The sequence below is a fragment of the Acinetobacter sp. CIP 102129 genome (assembly GCF_000368305.1).
GTDB lineage: Bacteria > Pseudomonadota > Gammaproteobacteria > Pseudomonadales > Moraxellaceae > Acinetobacter > Acinetobacter parvus.
Window position 1 is genome coordinate 694,122 of record NZ_KB849340.1, and the last position, 16,560, is coordinate 710,681.

A 16,560-nucleotide genomic window follows, 5' to 3' on the forward strand; every position below is an offset into this window, starting at 1 on the left:
AGTTTAACGGTCGTCAAACTCATTATGCTGAGGGGCATTGTATTTAAAGCCCTTGGTTTTATAACCAAGGTATAAAATACCGAACATTGCCCACCATAAGCCATATTTCAATGCCGTGTCTTCAATTTCAAGCCACATGGCAAAAACGCTGAGAAAGCCCAAGAGAGGAATAATCACAAAGCTCACAATGTCTTTGAAGTTCTTGGTTCGACCATCACGTAAGGCATAACGTGAAATCACGGACAGGTTCACGAAAGTAAACGCAATCAGGGCACCAAAACTGATCATGGAAATCACTACATCCAGACTCATAAAACCTGCACTTAATGCCACCAATCCAACAATCAGAATGTTATAAGATGGCGTAAAGGTTTTCGGGCTGATATGGCCAAAGATTTTCTTGTTGATGACCCCATCACGACCCATCACATACATTAAGCGTGATACACCTGCATGGGCAGAAATCCCTGATGCCATGACCGTCACAATCGCAAAGGCAAGCACATAGGACTGGAATAATGAACCACCCACCAGTAACAGGATGTCAGGCTGGGTTGCGGCGACGTCCTCAAAATAAGTTTTAGGATCATTCGGAAAGTAGATTTGCATAAAGTAGGTACTGATAATAAACACAATACCTGCAAATAATGCAGTCAGGAAAATCGCTTTAGGCAGCGTCTTTTCAGTATCCTTGGTTTCTTCCGCCAGTGAGCTGAGCGAGTCAAAACCCGTAAACGAGAAGCACAGCAGGGTTGCACCTGTAATCAATGCGCCTACAGAAGTCAGGTCGTTCCAGAATGGCTCCAGGCTCCAGAGTTGGTAACGTGTTTCTGCAGTAATTGGACCTTCGGCGTTATATCCCATCTGTAGTTTGCTATAGACCAGATAGGTGAATACAGCAATCACGATAAGCTGGACGACGACAATCAGGCTGTTAAAGTTCGCCACAAAACGTGCGCCACGTAAGTTGATGCCAGTCATAAAGGCGGTCAGAACAATCACCCAGACCCAGTGGTTTACATTCGGGAATAATGCGTCAAGATAGATGCCTGCCAGAATGATATTGACCATTGGTGACAGCAAATAGTCCAGCCATGATGACCAGCCCACCATAAAGCCCACGTTGGGATGGATGGATTTTTGTGCATAGGTATAAGCCGACCCTGATGATGGGTAACGACGAATCATGTGACCATAACTGATCGACGTGAATAAAATTGCAATTAGGGCAACAATATAGGAGGTCGGAACATGATGATGACTTTCTTTCGATACCAGTCCGAAAGTGTCAAACAAAGTCATGGGCTGAATGTAGGCTAAGCCAATAATGATAATGTGCCAGAGACCTAGCGTTTTTTGCAGCTTAGCTACCGATGGAGTCCCAGAGATATTTGTCAACGGCGTTATCCTCATAATCGTTGATCAAGGATCAGCTATGGTTTAAGGATCGTTTGAGACGAAAACGATCCCCCCTATAGAAAAAAGAAGTTCGCCAATCTATCGTAAATTGATAAACATTGTCAGTACTTTTACGCTTTTTTTAGCAATTTTTTTGCCAGTTGTGCAGAGAAACAGATGAATAAAAATTCATTGAAATGAAAAAAGCCCCGATCATTGGTTTAGATCAGGGCCTATTAATGATAACTATTTATCTAAATAAATGAATTACCAGGCTTTTTGTAGAATTGCACGTAGTTCCTGCAAATTGGCCTCTTTAGGATTGTAAATGATAGAACCATCATTTAACGCTTTCTCAGCCACTTCATCCAGCTGTGCTTCAGTTACCTTACCTGTTTCACGCAGGGTACGTGGTAGCTTGGTGAGGCTGAATAGGCGGTCACGCATGGTTAAAATAGTTGCAATTGCTTTATCTGCACGCTGGCTGGCAGGTGTTTGTGCATAAATGTCTGCACCTGCAAGTGGAAGCAATAATTCACCAATCTTATCGCCATTGATCTCTTTATTATATTCAAGCACATATGGCAGGAATAGGTTCATACATAAACCATGCGGCAGGTGAGCCACTGCACCCAAGGCATGGCCAAGTGAGTGAACCAGACCAACCATTGAATTGGAGAATGCAATACCTGCCATGGTCGAAGCCTGTGCCAACTCTAAACGGCCTTGGGCATCACTTGGGTTGTCCAGCACCTTGAACAGGTTTTCACTGATCTTCTTGATACCAGCACTTGCATATGCATCACTTAAAGGGTTCGCTGCCAGACAGGTGTATGCCTCAACACAGTGCGTGAGTGCATCCATTCCAGTCATTGCGGTTAGGTGTGGTGGCAATGTTTGTGTCATGCGCGGATCAAGAATCGCAGCATGGGGCATAAGATAATATGATGCAAATGCGAGTTTTACATTACGTTGAGTATCAGATACCACGGCGACCATCGTTGCTTCTGAGCCTGTACCAGACGTGGTTGGAATTACGAAGAATGGCTTTAATGGTTTTGGAAGATTGTGTGCGCCTGAGTATTGAAGCAGGTCATTGCCACCTTCAGACACAAGGATGTTGGTTGCCTTGGAGGTGTCAATCACTGAACCGCCGCCAATCGCAATAATCGCATCACAGTTTTGCTTACGGTAAAGTTCCGCTGCCTGGCGTACCACTTCCAGGCTTGAATCTGGTGGAACGTCATCAAAGATTGCACCAATCACGGCATCAGTGGTGCTGAATGCCGCTTCGATTGGGCCAAGTAAACCGTTGGCGCGTACACCTTTATCGGTAATGATCATTGGGCGTTTTGCGCCCAGAGTTGCAAGCTCAAACGGAATATGCTCTAACGCAGCGTTACCAGCAATTACCTTTACAGGACAGAAAAATTCGTAATAAGGCTTAGCCATGTTATGCGCTCCGTTTAAAGTATGATTTTGCGACTTTGAGATAGATATTTTTTGCGCCAGTGAATTTTTCTTTTAATGTTAATTCAACTGGATAACGCTTGACTGCAAGGTTGGCGATCAGCTTAGGCAGGATCAACGCTTCCATCTTGTTCAGGCAACGCACAAGACGGATTGCACTGGATACATCACCATCGGCAATCATGCGGTCATTGGCAAATGCTTGGGCAGTACTCTCCTGAAACGAGAAAACCAGAAATGCATGGGTAAGATGCTTGAACGTGATGGTTAAGTCAGGCTTGCCTTTGTAGTTAGAGAGAAGCTCTAACTGTTTTTCTTCTGTTACTCGGGCAACAAATGCAGGTCCATTTGGAAAAACATTCATTGAAAGTATAAAGCCAACAGGAAACTTGGAAACTTCCTGTTGTACTTCATCGTCCACTTGGCTTGCCATTACTAAACCACGACCAACAACATCCATCATGAGTTTTACGTAGGCAAATTGCAAAGTGGGCTTCACTGCTTTGGTTGAAATCACTTGCGTATCCCTTATTAAAATTATGCAAAAGCAAATTTAGAGTAATTACTCTAATTTATTTCTCTAAAATTGAAAAGTAGTTTATTCAGATTTGACTTCAGGGTCATGAAAGAAATTGGTATTTTTTAAATAACAAACAAAATCATGACAGAGCTGCTTGAAGCTTGGATAATCTTCGAGCAGGTCCTGCAAGCGTACCATTTCTAAACCTGCGTATCCACAAGGATTAATGGTTTGAAAACCAGTCAGGTCACAGTCAATGTTCAATGCCAAACCATGATAGCTACGACCACGGCGAATTTTAAAACCGAGAGAGCCAATCTTGCGCCCTTCAACGTATACTCCAGGTGCATCAGGTTTTGCATAGGCCCGAATATTGTATTGTTGAAGCAGGTCAATCATGGCCTTTTCAGCAAAGCTGACCAGAGTGCGTACATGCCATTTCAGGCGGTTTAAATCAAGCAGGAAGTAGGCGACCAGTTGCCCCTGTCCATGCCATGTCACTTGCCCCCCACGGTCGGTCTGAACAACAGGGAGATTGGTTTGCATAAGAATATGTTCCGCCTTGCCTGCCTGTCCCTGAGTAAGCACATCCTGATGCTGTAACAACCAGACCTCGTCAGGTGTGTTTTCATCACGATTCGCTGTAAAGTCCTTCATGGCTTCAAAGCGTGAGCTGTAGTCTTGTAGGTCTTTGAAACAACGAATGATGAGGGAGGGTTTATCAAAGTTCATTACTGCATGTTTCCTTTGATTCTTGCAATTTTATCAGTCGCTTAATTATGTAATGATTGAGCTAAGATAAATACCTATCTATGAAAATTTTATACAGCAAGTATAGTTATTGAAAAAAAATCCAAAACACTTTCGTATTTTGGATTTCTATTTACAGTGCTGTTTTGATTAAAGGACAGGCAGCAAGATCAGCATACAAGGCATGAACCTGTTCCAATTCTTTGAAGCGTAATTGTGCAGTCAAAGAATGGTATTTACCTGTACGTGAAGGTTGTACTTTTACTGTACCACCATCGAATTCAGGAAAGTGCTTTTGCAAAATATCTACAACAGCCACTCGAAGTTCATCCCCAGCATTACCGATCAACTTGATTGGATAGTCCATCGGGAAAACCCAAAGATGTTCTTGCAATTCGCGAGATGGAGTGCGGTCTACCATGAGTAACCTCTTAATTTGAAACGCCTGCATCAGTGCAGGCGCTTATGTTCTAACTAGGTAGTAAATGGAGGCGAAGTGTTTAACTTCAAGCCCTGCACCAAAGCATTGTTGCGCTCTTGATACAGGATGTCCCTAAGCATTAGTCATTTTCAAGGAATGAACGTAGGTGCTCTGAACGAGATGGATGACGTAGTTTACGCAGAGCTTTCGCCTCAATCTGACGAATACGCTCACGCGTTACGTCAAATTGTTTGCCCACTTCCTCTAAGGTATGGTCGGTTGGCATATCAATACCAAAACGCATTTTCAACACTTTCGCTTCACGTTCAGTCAGGTTCTCAAGCACTTCACGGGTCGCTTCCTTTAAGCCTTCTGAGGTCGCGGCATCCACTGGAGAAGTGATGTTTGAGTCCTCAATAAAGTCACCAAGATGCGAATCTTCATCATCACCAATCGGTGTTTCCATTGAAATCGGTTCTTTAGCGATTTTCAGCACCTTACGGACTTTAACCTCATCCATTTCCAGACGTTCGCCCAGCTCTTCAGGGGTTGGCTCACGGCCCATTTCCTGAAGCAACTGGCGGGAAACACGATTGATCTTGTTAATGGTTTCAATCATGTGCACTGGAATACGAATGGTACGCGCCTGATCCGCAATCGAACGGGTAATCGCCTGACGGATCCACCAAGTGGCATAGGTCGAGAACTTGTAACCACGACGGTATTCAAACTTGTCCACCGCTTTCATCAAACCGATGTTGCCTTCCTGAATCAGGTCAAGGAACTGCAAGCCGCGGTTGGTATATTTCTTCGCAATCGAGATCACCAAACGTAGGTTGGCCTCAACCATCTCTTTTTTGGCACGGCGGGCTTTCGCTTCACCAACCGCCATACGCTTGGAAATATCCTTGATATCCTTAACGTTTAAATCCAGTTCTTTTTCAATATCAGCAATCTTTTGCTGGAATGCCAACACATCTGGGCGTACTTTTTCCAGATGGCCCTTGATTTCAGCAGGTGCCTTTGCAATCTGCTCATCCAACCAGGCTGGGTTTGATTCCTGTTCTGGGAAGGTCATACGGAACTGGTTACGGTCCATGCGGCCACGACGCACCGCATAACGCATGATTTCACGTTCATTGGCACGGATTTGCTCATGAGTACCACGAATCATTTCTGAAATGATGTCAAACAGGCGAGGTGTAAATTTGAACATCATGAACACGGTAGCCAAAGACTCTAGTGCAGCTTTTGCCTCATCACTATTGCGACCATGTTTTTCAATGATGGATTTGGTTTGTTTCCAGGCATTTTCTAATTCAGAGAAACGAATTTTTGCAACCTCAGGGTCTGGACCTGAATCACCTTCAGAATCATCATCGCCCTCAGACTCTTCCTCTTCGTCATCATCATCAAGCTTGACTTCCTTGGTGGCAGAAGTCGCGTTTTTATCTTCCTCAAGCTCCGTTTCTTCTTCAAGAACTTCAGGAATATCCTCATCGGTTTCAGGATCTAAATAGCCTGAGAGAATATCGGCAAGGCGGCGCTCGCCAGTTAAAAAATCATTATATTCTTTTAAAACGACTTCCACGGCATTTGGCCAGTAAGCGATTGAGTGTAAAACGTCACGGATACCTTCCTCGATGCGTTTTGCAATACTGATCTCACCCTCACGCGTAAGAAGTTCAACCGTGCCCATTTCACGCATGTACATGCGTACAGGGTCTGTGGTACGGCCTGGTTCACTTTCAACCGATGCCAGTACGGCAGCAGCTTCTTCCTCGGCAACCTCATCGGCAGCTTCGGTAGATTCACCAAACATGGTGTCATCGGTTTCAGGCGCACGTTCATGCACAGGAATACCAACGTCCTGAAGCATCTGGATGATGTCTTCAATCTGCTCACTTTCCGTAATTGAGTCTGGTAGATGATCGTTAACCTCAGCGTAAGTTAAGTAACCTTGTTCTTTGCCTCGGCTAATCAGAGCCGCTACTTGCGAAGTAGGGGAATGCATATCGCTCATCTTTGCTTACTCTTTTGTTGAATCTGTGGCGGTGAAAAACCGTGCATGATAGCACAGTTCACGGGGAATGTTCTGGATTTGATCCGTTTGCTTTAAATAAAAAATAGTATTGATTTCACGTGTGTTTCTTGAATATGGGGGTGTGTCATAATTTTTCAAGCAGTCCATCCTTTTTGCGGAACTTTTTTGATTGGTATTGTCCTAGGATTATAATTACACAAAAAAACCGCCGAAAAAAAGTACAAATCACCGATTTATAGCAAAAAAATAAAATAAAACTTGACAAGGTGGTTTGAGACAGATAAATAGCGGCTAGACCCATTTATATTTTTCGTATAAGAGGTACTTCGTGTCTTCTACAGATTTTGAATTAGATGATGATAACTACGGCGATGATGTTGGTTTTGATGAATCATCAGGAAAAATCAGTGCCAAGGAATCATTGGAAAAACGCCGTTTGATTGATGATCTGTTGGCTCAGCGTCGTTTAGAACGAGAATTAAAAGATTTTGACTACGATTTCGACGATGATGACCTCGATGACGAAGACTAGGCAAAATTGCTGAGACTTTGTGTCTGAAAATGTTATGCTGTCGAAAATGTAACTTTAGAGCTGGATAAAAAATGAGTACCCTGAATTTAGACTTGTTAAGTAATTATCTTGACGGTGACCAAAACGAATATGGTTTAGATTTTGCGGCGACTCATGGCTTTTTGTGCGCTATTGCCGTTGGCCCAAAGTTTGATCGTTGGCTGGATGAGCTGTTCGAGAGCAATCAAAAGAAAGTTCCGAGTGAGATCATCGAACAGATTAAAGCCTGGCTGGAATCCATCCGTCAGGATTTGGCCAATGAAAATGGAATTGAGTTTCCATTTGAAATTGAAGAGGCTGATGTGGATTCAAGTTTAGGTGACTGGAGCGTCGGTTTCGTTGATGCCATGTTCCTGAACGAAGATGCCTGGTTTACGCCAGAATATGAAGAACAACTGGTTGATTTGACTTTGCCGATCATGGTGTTTAGTGGCATTGATGAGGAAGATCCCCAAATGGAGTCTTTCCGTCGCAATGGTCAGTTGATGGATGAACTGGCTGAGGAAATTCCAGATAATCTTAATGAGATTTATCTCATGTACCATACACCAGCTTGAGGATAGGTTTGAGGCCGCAATGATAGCGGCTCATATAATAGCGGCTCATATATACGCCAGGTTAAGTATTTAAACGTCCTTATGGACGTTTTTTATTTTGGGATAGGGTTATTTCTTTAGCAGCCAAATTTTTTCCTGGGCATTCACTTTTCCTTTGAGCAGTTCAGTTTGGCTATCGAGTGGCTGTATGTCGTATTCACTGGAATAGTAGTCTTGAAGCTGTTGGGTGGAAATGGAAAAAGGCGGACCAGCCATCATGGATTGATCATACTCAAAGCTAATCAGTAATTGCGATGCTTCACCACCAATCTGAATGAGATGCTGGACATATTGGCTTCGCATTTCTTCTGGCAGGGCGACCAAGGCTGCCCGATCATAAATCGCATCAATCTTTCCTGTCTGTTCAACCGTCAATTCAAAAAAATCACCGACAAATAGGTCAATTTGTGGATGGTGAAAATGACTAAGATTTCCAGTCCGAGTTTCGGTAAAGGAAAGTCTAAGTGTTGAGATTAAGTCCTGAATGGCAATTGGACTCAGGTCAATTGCCACTACATGATAGCCCTGACCTAAAAGCCAATGTATGTCTAAACTTTTACCGCAGAGTGGGATAAAAATACGGCTATTTGGAGAGAGATTTAAGGAACCCGTATATTTAACCAGTAGTGGGTGAGGCTGGTTGAGATGAAAGCCAATCTCATTTTTTTGCCATTTTTGATGCCAAAACTCATGCTGCATGGTTTTTCCTTAACTTAGATGAATAATAAAGGATAAGTCTTTGTCTTTTTTATGTTTTCTGCCCAAATTTTTTAGCCATTTTCCAAATGATGTAAAGTATGACAATTGCCAAAATAATATAGCTAGCCCGTTGCATAATTAAAGACATTAGGGCCTGATCTTCACTGAGGTGATAGCCTAAAAATGCCAGGAATGTTGTCCAGATGATGGTTCCGAATGCGCTGTAAGCCATAAACTTGCCAAAAGGCATCTTGCTCATTCCAGCGGGGATACTAATCAGCGAGCGTACCGCTGGAATCATGCGGCCGAAGAAAACGATTTTATGTCCATGCTGGTTGAACCAGCCCAAGGCCTTTTCAAGGTCGGTAACCTTGATTCTAAGGAATTTGCCGTAATGCTCTATAAAACTGAATAAACGCTGTTCAGGAATTTTACGGCCAATCCAATAAAGGATCATCGCCGCGATCAGTGAACCTGCGCTTCCAGCAATGATAACGCCAATTAAGCTCAAATCCCCCTTGGAGGCGGTATAACCCGCAGAGGGCATAATAATTTCAGAGGGAATAGGAGGAAAAATGTTATCTAGGAACATCAAAAAAGCGATGCCTAAATATCCAAGCTTTTCCATGACTGCCAAGACCCATTCTTCAAGTCCCATAATACCCATATATAGTTTATTTGATTATTGTTTTTAGCATAGGATGGTTAATCATGAAGCTCAATGGTCTAATCGTTACATCATTTTATTATTATCATAAAAAAGCCATAGTAGAACTATGGCTTTCAGTTTTTTTAATTTTTATAGACGTTTACGTTTTGCTGCTGCAATTTGCGATTGACGCATACGGAAACCCTCTTTCTGTTTCTCTGTGGTTTTATCAATACAGAAAACACAGGAAACACCATGCTCATAGCTTGGCAATTTCGCTTCTTCTTTGGTTAAAGGCCAGCCGCATGCATGACACTTGATGTTCTCGCCTTCCTCAACCCCGTGTGTCACGGCAGTACGGCCATCAAATACAAAACATTCACCTTCCCAAAGGCTTTCCTCGGCAGGTGTTTCTTCCAGATATTTAAGGATACCGCCCTTTAGGTGGTAAACCTCACTAAAGCCTTCCTGTAACAACAGGGAAGTAGATTTTTCACAGCGGATACCCCCTGTACAGAACATGGCGATTTTCTTGTCTTTGTGTTGTTCAAGGTTTTGTTTTACATATTCAGGAAATTCACGGAATGTTTCTGTTTTAGGATCAATTGCGCCCTTGAATGTACCTGCCTTATATTCGTAGTCGTTGCGGGTATCCACCAGAATCACGTCATCGCGGCTAATCAGCTCGTTCCATTCCTTTGGATCAAGATAATGACCAACCAGGTCACGTGGCTTAACCTCCACACCCAGGGTAACGATTTCATTCTTCAGCTTAATCTTCATCTTGCGGAATGGTTTTTCAGAGCTGGTAGACTCCTTATATTCTATTGCGCTAAAGCCTTCGTTCAATAGGAATTGGTGAACCGTGTCAATTGCTGCACGGTCGCCAGCAACAGTACCATTAATTCCTTCAGAAGCGACAATCAGAGTTCCACATAAATTGATGCCATTCACTAAGTCCAGAAGACGTTTTTGCAGATCGGCCGCATCCGCAACTTCTTTAAATTGATATAGTGCCGCAACAACCCAATTATTGGTCGCTTGCTGTTCTACAGGTGCAAGCTGTTCTACAGTAGCGTTCATGGATAACTCCAAATGTATTAAGATAGGAAAAACAAGGCGCATATTTTAGCGTGAAATTTGAAAATAAGCGAGAAAACCATAAAATTAATATGGTTTTAGAGGAATAAGTTTTGAGTAATGATTGTCGAATCCCATCACTGACCCCATGCGCAGGGCGTTGTTCAACGGTATTTGGTGATCTGGTGTGTCGTGGATGCCGCCGTTTTAATCATGAGGTGATCCAGTGGAACACCTATACGCCTGAACAGCGGTTGGTGGTCTGGAAGCGTTTGGATGCACAACTGGACCAGATTCTGGTGCCATTGTTGCCCAATGCCAGTCTCCAGCATGTCGAGGGCTTTATCCATGCTAAGCACATTCGTATTCTGGAAAGCGCAAGTGCTGGACGTAAGCTGTATCATGCTTTAAAAATCTGTGAGAAAAATAAGCATTTGGCACAGGAAAGTGGACTTGGAATTTCCCACACACAGGTAAAGCTGATCTGGGATGAGTTTGAACGACGTGTGTTGGCTTTAGCCAAGGCAAGCTATGAACTGGCCTGGCTGCGTGCCGATGGGATCAGTACAAACTTGTTGCGTGCCCTGGAAGAGGATGAGCTTTAGAAAGCAATAAAAAAAGCTGCCATTTGGCAGCTTTTTCACATTAATTTCTTAAAAATTAACGTTTGATGTCACGTTGTTTTTCACCTGTATAAAGCTGGCGAGGACGGCCAATTTTATATGGGGAAGCGTGCATTTCTAACCAGTGGCTGATCCAGCCAACAGTACGACCTAATGCAAAAATAACCGTAAACATATCAACAGGGATACCAATCGCTTTTAAGATGATGCCTGAGTAGAAGTCCACGTTTGGATAAAGTTTACGTTCAATGAAGTATGGGTCGCTAAGCGCAATGCGCTCAAGTTCCATTGCAAGCGCAAGTTGTGGATCATTGATACCCAATGCACCAAGCACTTCATCACAGGTTTCTTTCATCACTTTGGCACGTGGGTCAAAGTTTTTGTAAACACGGTGACCAAAGCCCATAAGCTTCGCTTCTTTGCGTTTTACTTTTTCCATAAATTCAGCAACGTTTTCAACGCTACCGATTTCAGCCAGCATTTTCAGTACAGCTTCGTTTGCACCACCGTGTGATGGTCCCCAAAGTGCAGAAATACCTGAAGAGATACATGCATATGGGTTTGCACCAGTAGAACCAGCAAGACGAACAGTAGATGTAGACGCATTTTGTTCGTGGTCAGCATGAAGCGTGAAGATACGGTCCATTGCTTTAGACAAAATCGGATTAACTTTATAGTCACGATCCGCAGGCGTAGCAAACATCATATGCAGGAAGTTTTCTGCATAGTTTAGGTCGTTACGTGGGTAAATGAATGGCTGTCCAATCGTGTACTTGTAGCTCCACGCCGCAAGCGTAGGAATTTTCGCGATAAGACGAATTGCAGTGATTTCACGGTGGTTGATATCTTCGATATCCAAGCCATTATGATAGAACGCAGACAACGCACCAACAACACCAACCATTATAGCCATTGGGTGAGCGTCACGACGGAAACCATTGAAGAAACGGCTTACCTGATCGTGAACCATGGTATGGTTGCGTACTTTAGCGTCAAATTCTGCCTTTTGTTCAGCATTTGGAAGCTCGCCATTTAATAGTAAATAGCAAGTTTCGAGGTAGTCTGCTTGAGTCGCTAATTGATCAATTGGATAACCACGGTGCAATAACACACCTTTGTCACCATCAATGAATGTGATCTTAGATTCGCAAGCAGCTGTCGCCATAAAACCAGGATCGAAAGTAAAATGACCAGATGCCAATACATCTTTAACGTCAATTACATCTGGGCCCAATGTGCCGCTGTAAATTGGTAATTCAATTTCTTTGCCATCAAGCTGTAATACGGCTTTTTTGCCAGTTGCTGCAGACATTCAATAGATCTCCTGTCCTGGTGAATGATTATCTGACTCGAAATCCTAATCTTGTCATGTGCGAATCAGACGGTGTCAAAATTTGCTATAAGATTAGTGGCTACTAAAATTTTGTCAATTATACTTAGGGATAAAAAATGACATTTCTACAGTCAACTTAGTCATTCAGTATCAAAGAAAAAATTGAGTAAATTCACAGCATCGGTCGAGTATAATATGTCAAATCATGTTTCAGGTGCATAAAAAAAATGAAGCACCAGTACAATTGTAAGTAAATTTTTACTCTGGTGATATTTTGATGCCTGTAAAATTAAGGGCTTAGCTCAGCAAAAACCTATATATCTCATGGTCTCGCGTTAAATAATAGTTCAAAAAACAGTTTAAAGGCTGACATATAACGGGATAATTGGTTCATTATGGTGCGATTGATTGATTAAAAATAAATCGATGTATTTATATGGATTAGGCCTGAATAATAGATTAGTGGTTAATTGTATTTAAGATATAAATGAGGGGTATTATTTATGACTATGCTTAAAACCGACTCATTTAATGGGGTTTTACTGAGAAAAACATATTTTTTTTGAAATAAATAATGGTGATTTTTTCCAGCTTGAAACTATTCATAAAAAAAAGTTTTATATTTTTGTTTTTATAAAACAAATGGATAGAATAATTTCGCCAGAAATTTAATTTATCTGGGAAATATTGTTTGTGTGAATGATTCTTATTTATTATTTTTTTCGACTAAAGCGAAAGCTGATTGTTTGTATTTTGATATTTCACGTTTTATAATTCGGTGTCGTTATAGGTTAGGCATGAGCTGTGCTTGCCTAACAATGCCAGCTTTCCTTTGAATTAATTCAAACAAACTCCAGTTGGAGTTTCTACTTACAGGATGCCCGCTGTGAAAAGCAACAGACCTGTCAATTTGTCCATGGGTCAAGTTTTAGCTGTAAACTTAAAATCACCCGTGGCTATTGCATCAATTCTGCACCGTTTATCAGGTGTGATCGTTTTCTTATTGGTCGCAGTTCTTTTATGGATTTTGGATAAATCTTTATCTTCACCAGAAGGATTTGACTACGTTAAAAATGTCGTTTTCGGAAATATCATTGTACGTTTCATCGTATGGGTATTTGTAGCTGGATTAATTTTCCACTTTATCGCAGGAATCAAGCACTTGCTTGCCGACCTCGGTTTTGCTGAAGAATTACAGAGCGGTCGCATCGCAGCTACAATTGCATTGATCTTGTCTGCGGTTGGTATTATCGCAGCCTTTGTATGGATTATGTTCTGATGAAAAGTGCTACAGGTTTAACAGGTTCAGGTTCTCGCGATTGGTATATCCAGCGTGTGAGTGCGGTTGTATTGGCTGCCTATACTGTTGTTCTGTTTGGCTGGATTCTCTGCAACAGCGGATTTGGCTATGAACAGTGGGCTGGCTTTATGTTGACTCTGCCAATGAAGATTTTTTCTTTGTTGGCGGTATTATCGCTGGTTGCACATGCTTGGATTGGTATGTGGCAAGTCTTTACTGATTATGTAACGACTCGTCAGATGGGGCCATCAGCTTCAGGTTTGCGCCTTGTATTGACTTCTGCCGTCATTATTTCAGTGTTCGTGTACGCAATCTGGGGTATCCAGATTTTCTGGGCAAATTGATAGGAACAGATCATGGCAACCCCTAAAGAAAATTATTCAAATATCCAGACATTATCATTTGACGCTGTAATCGTTGGTGGTGGTGGTTCTGGTATGCGTGCAGCCTATCAGCTTGCTCAGGCAGGTTTACAGGTTGCAGTACTCACCAAAGTGTTCCCAACACGTTCGCATACAGTTGCTGCTCAGGGTGGTATTGGTGCGTCACTGGGCAACATGCAGGAAGACAACTGGCATTACCACTTTTACGATACGGTAAAAGGTTCTGACTGGTTGGGTGATCAGGACGCAATCGAGTTTATGACCCGTGAAGCGCCAAAAGTTGTTTATGAGCTTGAACATCTGGGTATGCCGTTTGACCGTAATGAAGATGGCACGATCTATCAGCGTCCATTCGGTGGTCACTCTGCTAACTACGGTGAAAAAGCCGTTCCACGTGCCTGTGCTGCCGCTGACCGTACAGGTCATGCATTGCTTCATACCTTGTATCAAAGCAACGTGAAAATGGGTACTCAGTTCTTCGTTGAATGGATTGCACTTGACTTAATCCGTAATGAACAGGGTGATGTTCTTGGTGTAACCGCATATGATCAGGAAACTGGTAATATTGCGGTATTCCAGGCAAAGGCAACCTTGTTTGCTACGGGTGGTGCGGGTCGTGTTTACCGTGCATCAACAAACGCCTATATCAACACAGGTGACGGACTTGGTATGGCTGCCCGTGCGGGTATTCCATTGCAGGATATGGAATTCTGGCAATTCCACCCAACGGGTGTTGCGGGCGCAGGTGTATTGTTGACTGAGGGTTGTCGTGGTGAAGGCGGTATCCTTCGTAATAAAGACGGCGAACCGTTCATGGAGCGTTATGCACCGACTTTAAAAGACTTGGCACCACGTGACTTCGTATCACGCTCTATGGATCAGGAAATTAAGGAAGGTCGTGGCTGTGGTCCTAAAGCGGATTATATCCTGTTGGATATGACCCACTTGGGTGCGGAAACAATCATGAAGCGTCTACCATCTGTATTTGAGATTGGTAAGAAGTTCGCAAACGTTGACTGTACCAAAGAGCCAATTCCAGTTGTACCAACAATTCATTATCAAATGGGTGGTATTCCAACCAATATTCATGGTCAAGTGGTTGTGCCGCATGGTGTGGAAGAGGCTGAATTCTCTGCTCACTATGATAAGGACACTAAAGAATATACCTATAAAGGTACCCGTGACTATGTGAAGCCAGTAAAAGGTTTCTATGCAATCGGTGAGTGTTCTTGTGTATCTGTACATGGTGCAAACCGTTTAGGGACCAACTCCCTGCTTGACCTTGTGGTATTCGGTAAAGCTGCTGGTGAACACATCATTGACTACGTCACCAAGCATCACGGTGATGACTATGCACCGTTGCCAAATAATGTGCTGGAAAACACTCTGGCTCGTATCCGTAAGCTGGATGACTCAACTTCTGGTGAGAACGCTCAGGAAGTGGCCGATGCAATCCGTGACATCGTACAGGATCACGCAGGTGTATTCCGTACTCAGGCATTGCTTGACAAAGGCGTAAAAGAAATCCTCGCGATTGAGCCACGTGTTCGAAACATTCATTTGAAAGACAAATCTAAAGTCTTTAACACAGCACGTGTTGAGGCATTGGAAGTTGAAAACCTGTATGAAGTTGCAAAAGCGACCCTGATCTCTGCTGCTGCACGTAAAGAATGTCGTGGTGCACATACAGTTGTTGACTATGAGTTGGCACCTGATCACCCAACATACTCATACGGCCGCCGTGATGATGAGTGGATGAAGCATACTTTATGGTATTCATCAGACAACCGTCTTGAATATAAGCCAGTTCGTTTCAGCCCATTAACGGTTGAAGCAATCGAACCTAAGCCACGTACATTCTAATCGGGAGAACAAAGATGAGTAGAGGCACTCGTACATTCGAAATCTACCGCTACGATCCTGATAAGGATAAAGCGCCGTACATGCAAACTTTTAAACTTGAGTTAACCGACAAGCACCGTATGTTACTTGATGCGTTGCTTGCGTTGAAAGTACAGGATGAGACATTAACGTTCCGCCGTTCATGCCGTGAGGGCATCTGTGGTTCTGATGGTGTCAACATCAATGGTAAAAATGGCTTGGCTTGTTTGTGGAACCTGAACGACTTGCCAGAGAAGATTGTGATCCGTCCTTTACCAGGCTTGCCAGTGGTAAAAGACTTGGTTGTAGACATGAACCAGTTTTATGACCAGTATAACAAGATCCAACCGTTCTTGATTAACAATCAGCCTGCACCAGCAAAAGAGCGTTTACAGTCTCAGGCAGAGCGTGAGCATCTTGATGGTCTATATGAATGTATCCTTTGCGCATGTTGTTCAACGTCATGCCCATCATTCTGGTGGAACCCTGACAAGTTTCTTGGGCCATCTGCATTGTTAAATGCATACCGCTTTATCATTGACTCTCGTGATACCGCAACTCAGGAACGTTTGGCTCGTTTAGATGACCCGTTCTCTTTGTTCCGCTGTAAAGGGATCATGAACTGTGTATCGGTTTGCCCGAAAGGTTTAAACCCAACCAAGGCAATTGGTCACATTCGTAACATGCTGTTAGATCAAGCGGGCTAATCGCTTGCTCTGACCAAAAAACGGAAGTTCCAAAAGGACTTCCGTTTTTTATTTTGGAGGCGGCTGTTTATAAGGATGGAAACATGGGGTTGGGTAATATGTGTACCAATCTTAAACAGCAGTCAGTTATGTGGT

Annotated in this window: 17 protein-coding genes; 7 read left to right on the plus strand and 10 right to left on the minus strand. The window is 43.0% G+C overall.

The annotated features are described in order from the left end of the window. Positions 1-3 precede the first annotated feature (3 nt). The 6 genes from F973_RS07405 to rpoD form a co-directional block, all read right to left on the minus strand. Positions 4-1,413, minus strand: a complete 1,410-nt coding sequence (locus F973_RS07405) for an APC family permease (RefSeq protein ID WP_004760941.1) — start codon at positions 1,411-1,413, stop codon at positions 4-6. 252 nt (positions 1,414-1,665) lie between these two features. Continuing rightward, complete coding sequence (locus tag F973_RS07410; protein ID WP_004681523.1) at positions 1,666-2,850, minus strand: iron-containing alcohol dehydrogenase; 1,185 nt, start codon at positions 2,848-2,850, stop codon at positions 1,666-1,668. Between the two features lies 1 nt (position 2,851). Then, the gene (locus F973_RS07415) at positions 2,852-3,385 is read right to left on the minus strand and encodes a hypothetical protein (protein ID WP_004681522.1); all 534 of its coding nucleotides are present in this window, start codon (positions 3,383-3,385) and stop codon (positions 2,852-2,854) included. An 81-nt stretch (positions 3,386-3,466) separates the two neighbouring features. Beyond that, complete coding sequence (gene lipB / locus F973_RS07420) at positions 3,467-4,120, minus strand: lipoyl(octanoyl) transferase LipB (RefSeq protein ID WP_004760942.1); 654 nt, start codon at positions 4,118-4,120, stop codon at positions 3,467-3,469. Positions 4,121-4,271: 151 nt separating this feature from the next. Then, on the minus strand, positions 4,272-4,559 hold the full coding sequence (locus F973_RS07425; protein WP_004760944.1) for a YbeD family protein: 288 nt from the start codon (positions 4,557-4,559) through the stop codon (positions 4,272-4,274). Between the two features lie 139 nt (positions 4,560-4,698). Continuing rightward, on the minus strand, positions 4,699-6,582 hold the full coding sequence (gene rpoD / locus F973_RS07430; protein WP_004760945.1) for an RNA polymerase sigma factor RpoD: 1,884 nt from the start codon (positions 6,580-6,582) through the stop codon (positions 4,699-4,701). A gap of 349 nt (positions 6,583-6,931) precedes the next feature. Between rpoD and F973_RS07435 the strand changes: the two genes are divergently transcribed. Then, complete coding sequence (locus F973_RS07435; protein ID WP_004681516.1) at positions 6,932-7,135, plus strand: PA3496 family putative envelope integrity protein; 204 nt, start codon at positions 6,932-6,934, stop codon at positions 7,133-7,135. 71 nt (positions 7,136-7,206) lie between these two features. Then, positions 7,207-7,731, plus strand: coding sequence for a YecA/YgfB family protein (locus F973_RS07440; protein ID WP_004760946.1), 525 nt, complete (start codon positions 7,207-7,209; stop codon positions 7,729-7,731). A gap of 108 nt (positions 7,732-7,839) precedes the next feature. Here F973_RS07440 and tmpT read toward each other — a convergent pair whose 3' ends face one another. The 3 genes from tmpT to F973_RS07455 all read right to left on the minus strand — a co-directional run bounded on the left by tmpT (position 7,840) and on the right by F973_RS07455 (position 10,201). Further along, on the minus strand, positions 7,840-8,469 hold the full coding sequence (tmpT, locus tag F973_RS07445) for a thiopurine S-methyltransferase (protein ID WP_004760947.1): 630 nt from the start codon (positions 8,467-8,469) through the stop codon (positions 7,840-7,842). 49 nt (positions 8,470-8,518) lie between these two features. Further along, positions 8,519-9,127: a DedA family protein gene (locus tag F973_RS07450; RefSeq protein ID WP_026040019.1), complete on the minus strand. Its 609-nt coding sequence runs from the start codon at positions 9,125-9,127 to the stop codon at positions 8,519-8,521. A 141-nt stretch (positions 9,128-9,268) separates the two neighbouring features. Next, positions 9,269-10,201 (minus strand): oxygen-dependent tRNA uridine(34) hydroxylase TrhO, encoded by a 933-nt coding sequence (locus F973_RS07455; protein ID WP_004760948.1) that lies wholly within the window; start codon positions 10,199-10,201, stop codon positions 9,269-9,271. Positions 10,202-10,311: 110 nt separating this feature from the next. Here F973_RS07455 and F973_RS07460 point away from each other — a divergent pair, with 110 nt between their 5' ends. Continuing rightward, complete coding sequence (locus F973_RS07460) at positions 10,312-10,803, plus strand: DUF1289 domain-containing protein (RefSeq protein WP_004674940.1); 492 nt, start codon at positions 10,312-10,314, stop codon at positions 10,801-10,803. Positions 10,804-10,858: 55 nt separating this feature from the next. Here F973_RS07460 and gltA read toward each other — a convergent pair whose 3' ends face one another. Further along, entirely contained in the window at positions 10,859-12,133 is a 1,275-nt protein-coding gene (gene gltA, locus F973_RS07465; RefSeq protein ID WP_004674939.1) for a citrate synthase, read from the minus strand. An 898-nt stretch (positions 12,134-13,031) separates the two neighbouring features. Here gltA and sdhC point away from each other — a divergent pair. Genes sdhC through F973_RS07485 form a run of 4 tightly spaced genes read left to right on the plus strand, consistent with a single transcriptional unit; the run spans position 13,032 to position 16,425 of the window. Then, complete coding sequence (gene sdhC / locus F973_RS07470) at positions 13,032-13,433, plus strand: succinate dehydrogenase, cytochrome b556 subunit (protein ID WP_004681507.1); 402 nt, start codon at positions 13,032-13,034, stop codon at positions 13,431-13,433. Further along, on the plus strand, positions 13,433-13,798 hold the full coding sequence (gene sdhD, locus F973_RS07475) for a succinate dehydrogenase, hydrophobic membrane anchor protein (RefSeq protein ID WP_004652198.1): 366 nt from the start codon (positions 13,433-13,435) through the stop codon (positions 13,796-13,798). The genes sdhC and sdhD overlap by 1 nt, the downstream gene beginning before the upstream one ends. 12 nt (positions 13,799-13,810) lie before the next feature. Continuing rightward, positions 13,811-15,700, plus strand: coding sequence for a succinate dehydrogenase flavoprotein subunit (gene sdhA / locus F973_RS07480; RefSeq protein WP_004760949.1), 1,890 nt, complete (start codon positions 13,811-13,813; stop codon positions 15,698-15,700). A gap of 14 nt (positions 15,701-15,714) precedes the next feature. Beyond that, positions 15,715-16,425 (plus strand): succinate dehydrogenase iron-sulfur subunit, encoded by a 711-nt coding sequence (locus F973_RS07485; RefSeq protein WP_004760950.1) that lies wholly within the window; start codon positions 15,715-15,717, stop codon positions 16,423-16,425. The last annotated feature ends 135 nt before the right edge of the window (positions 16,426-16,560 follow it).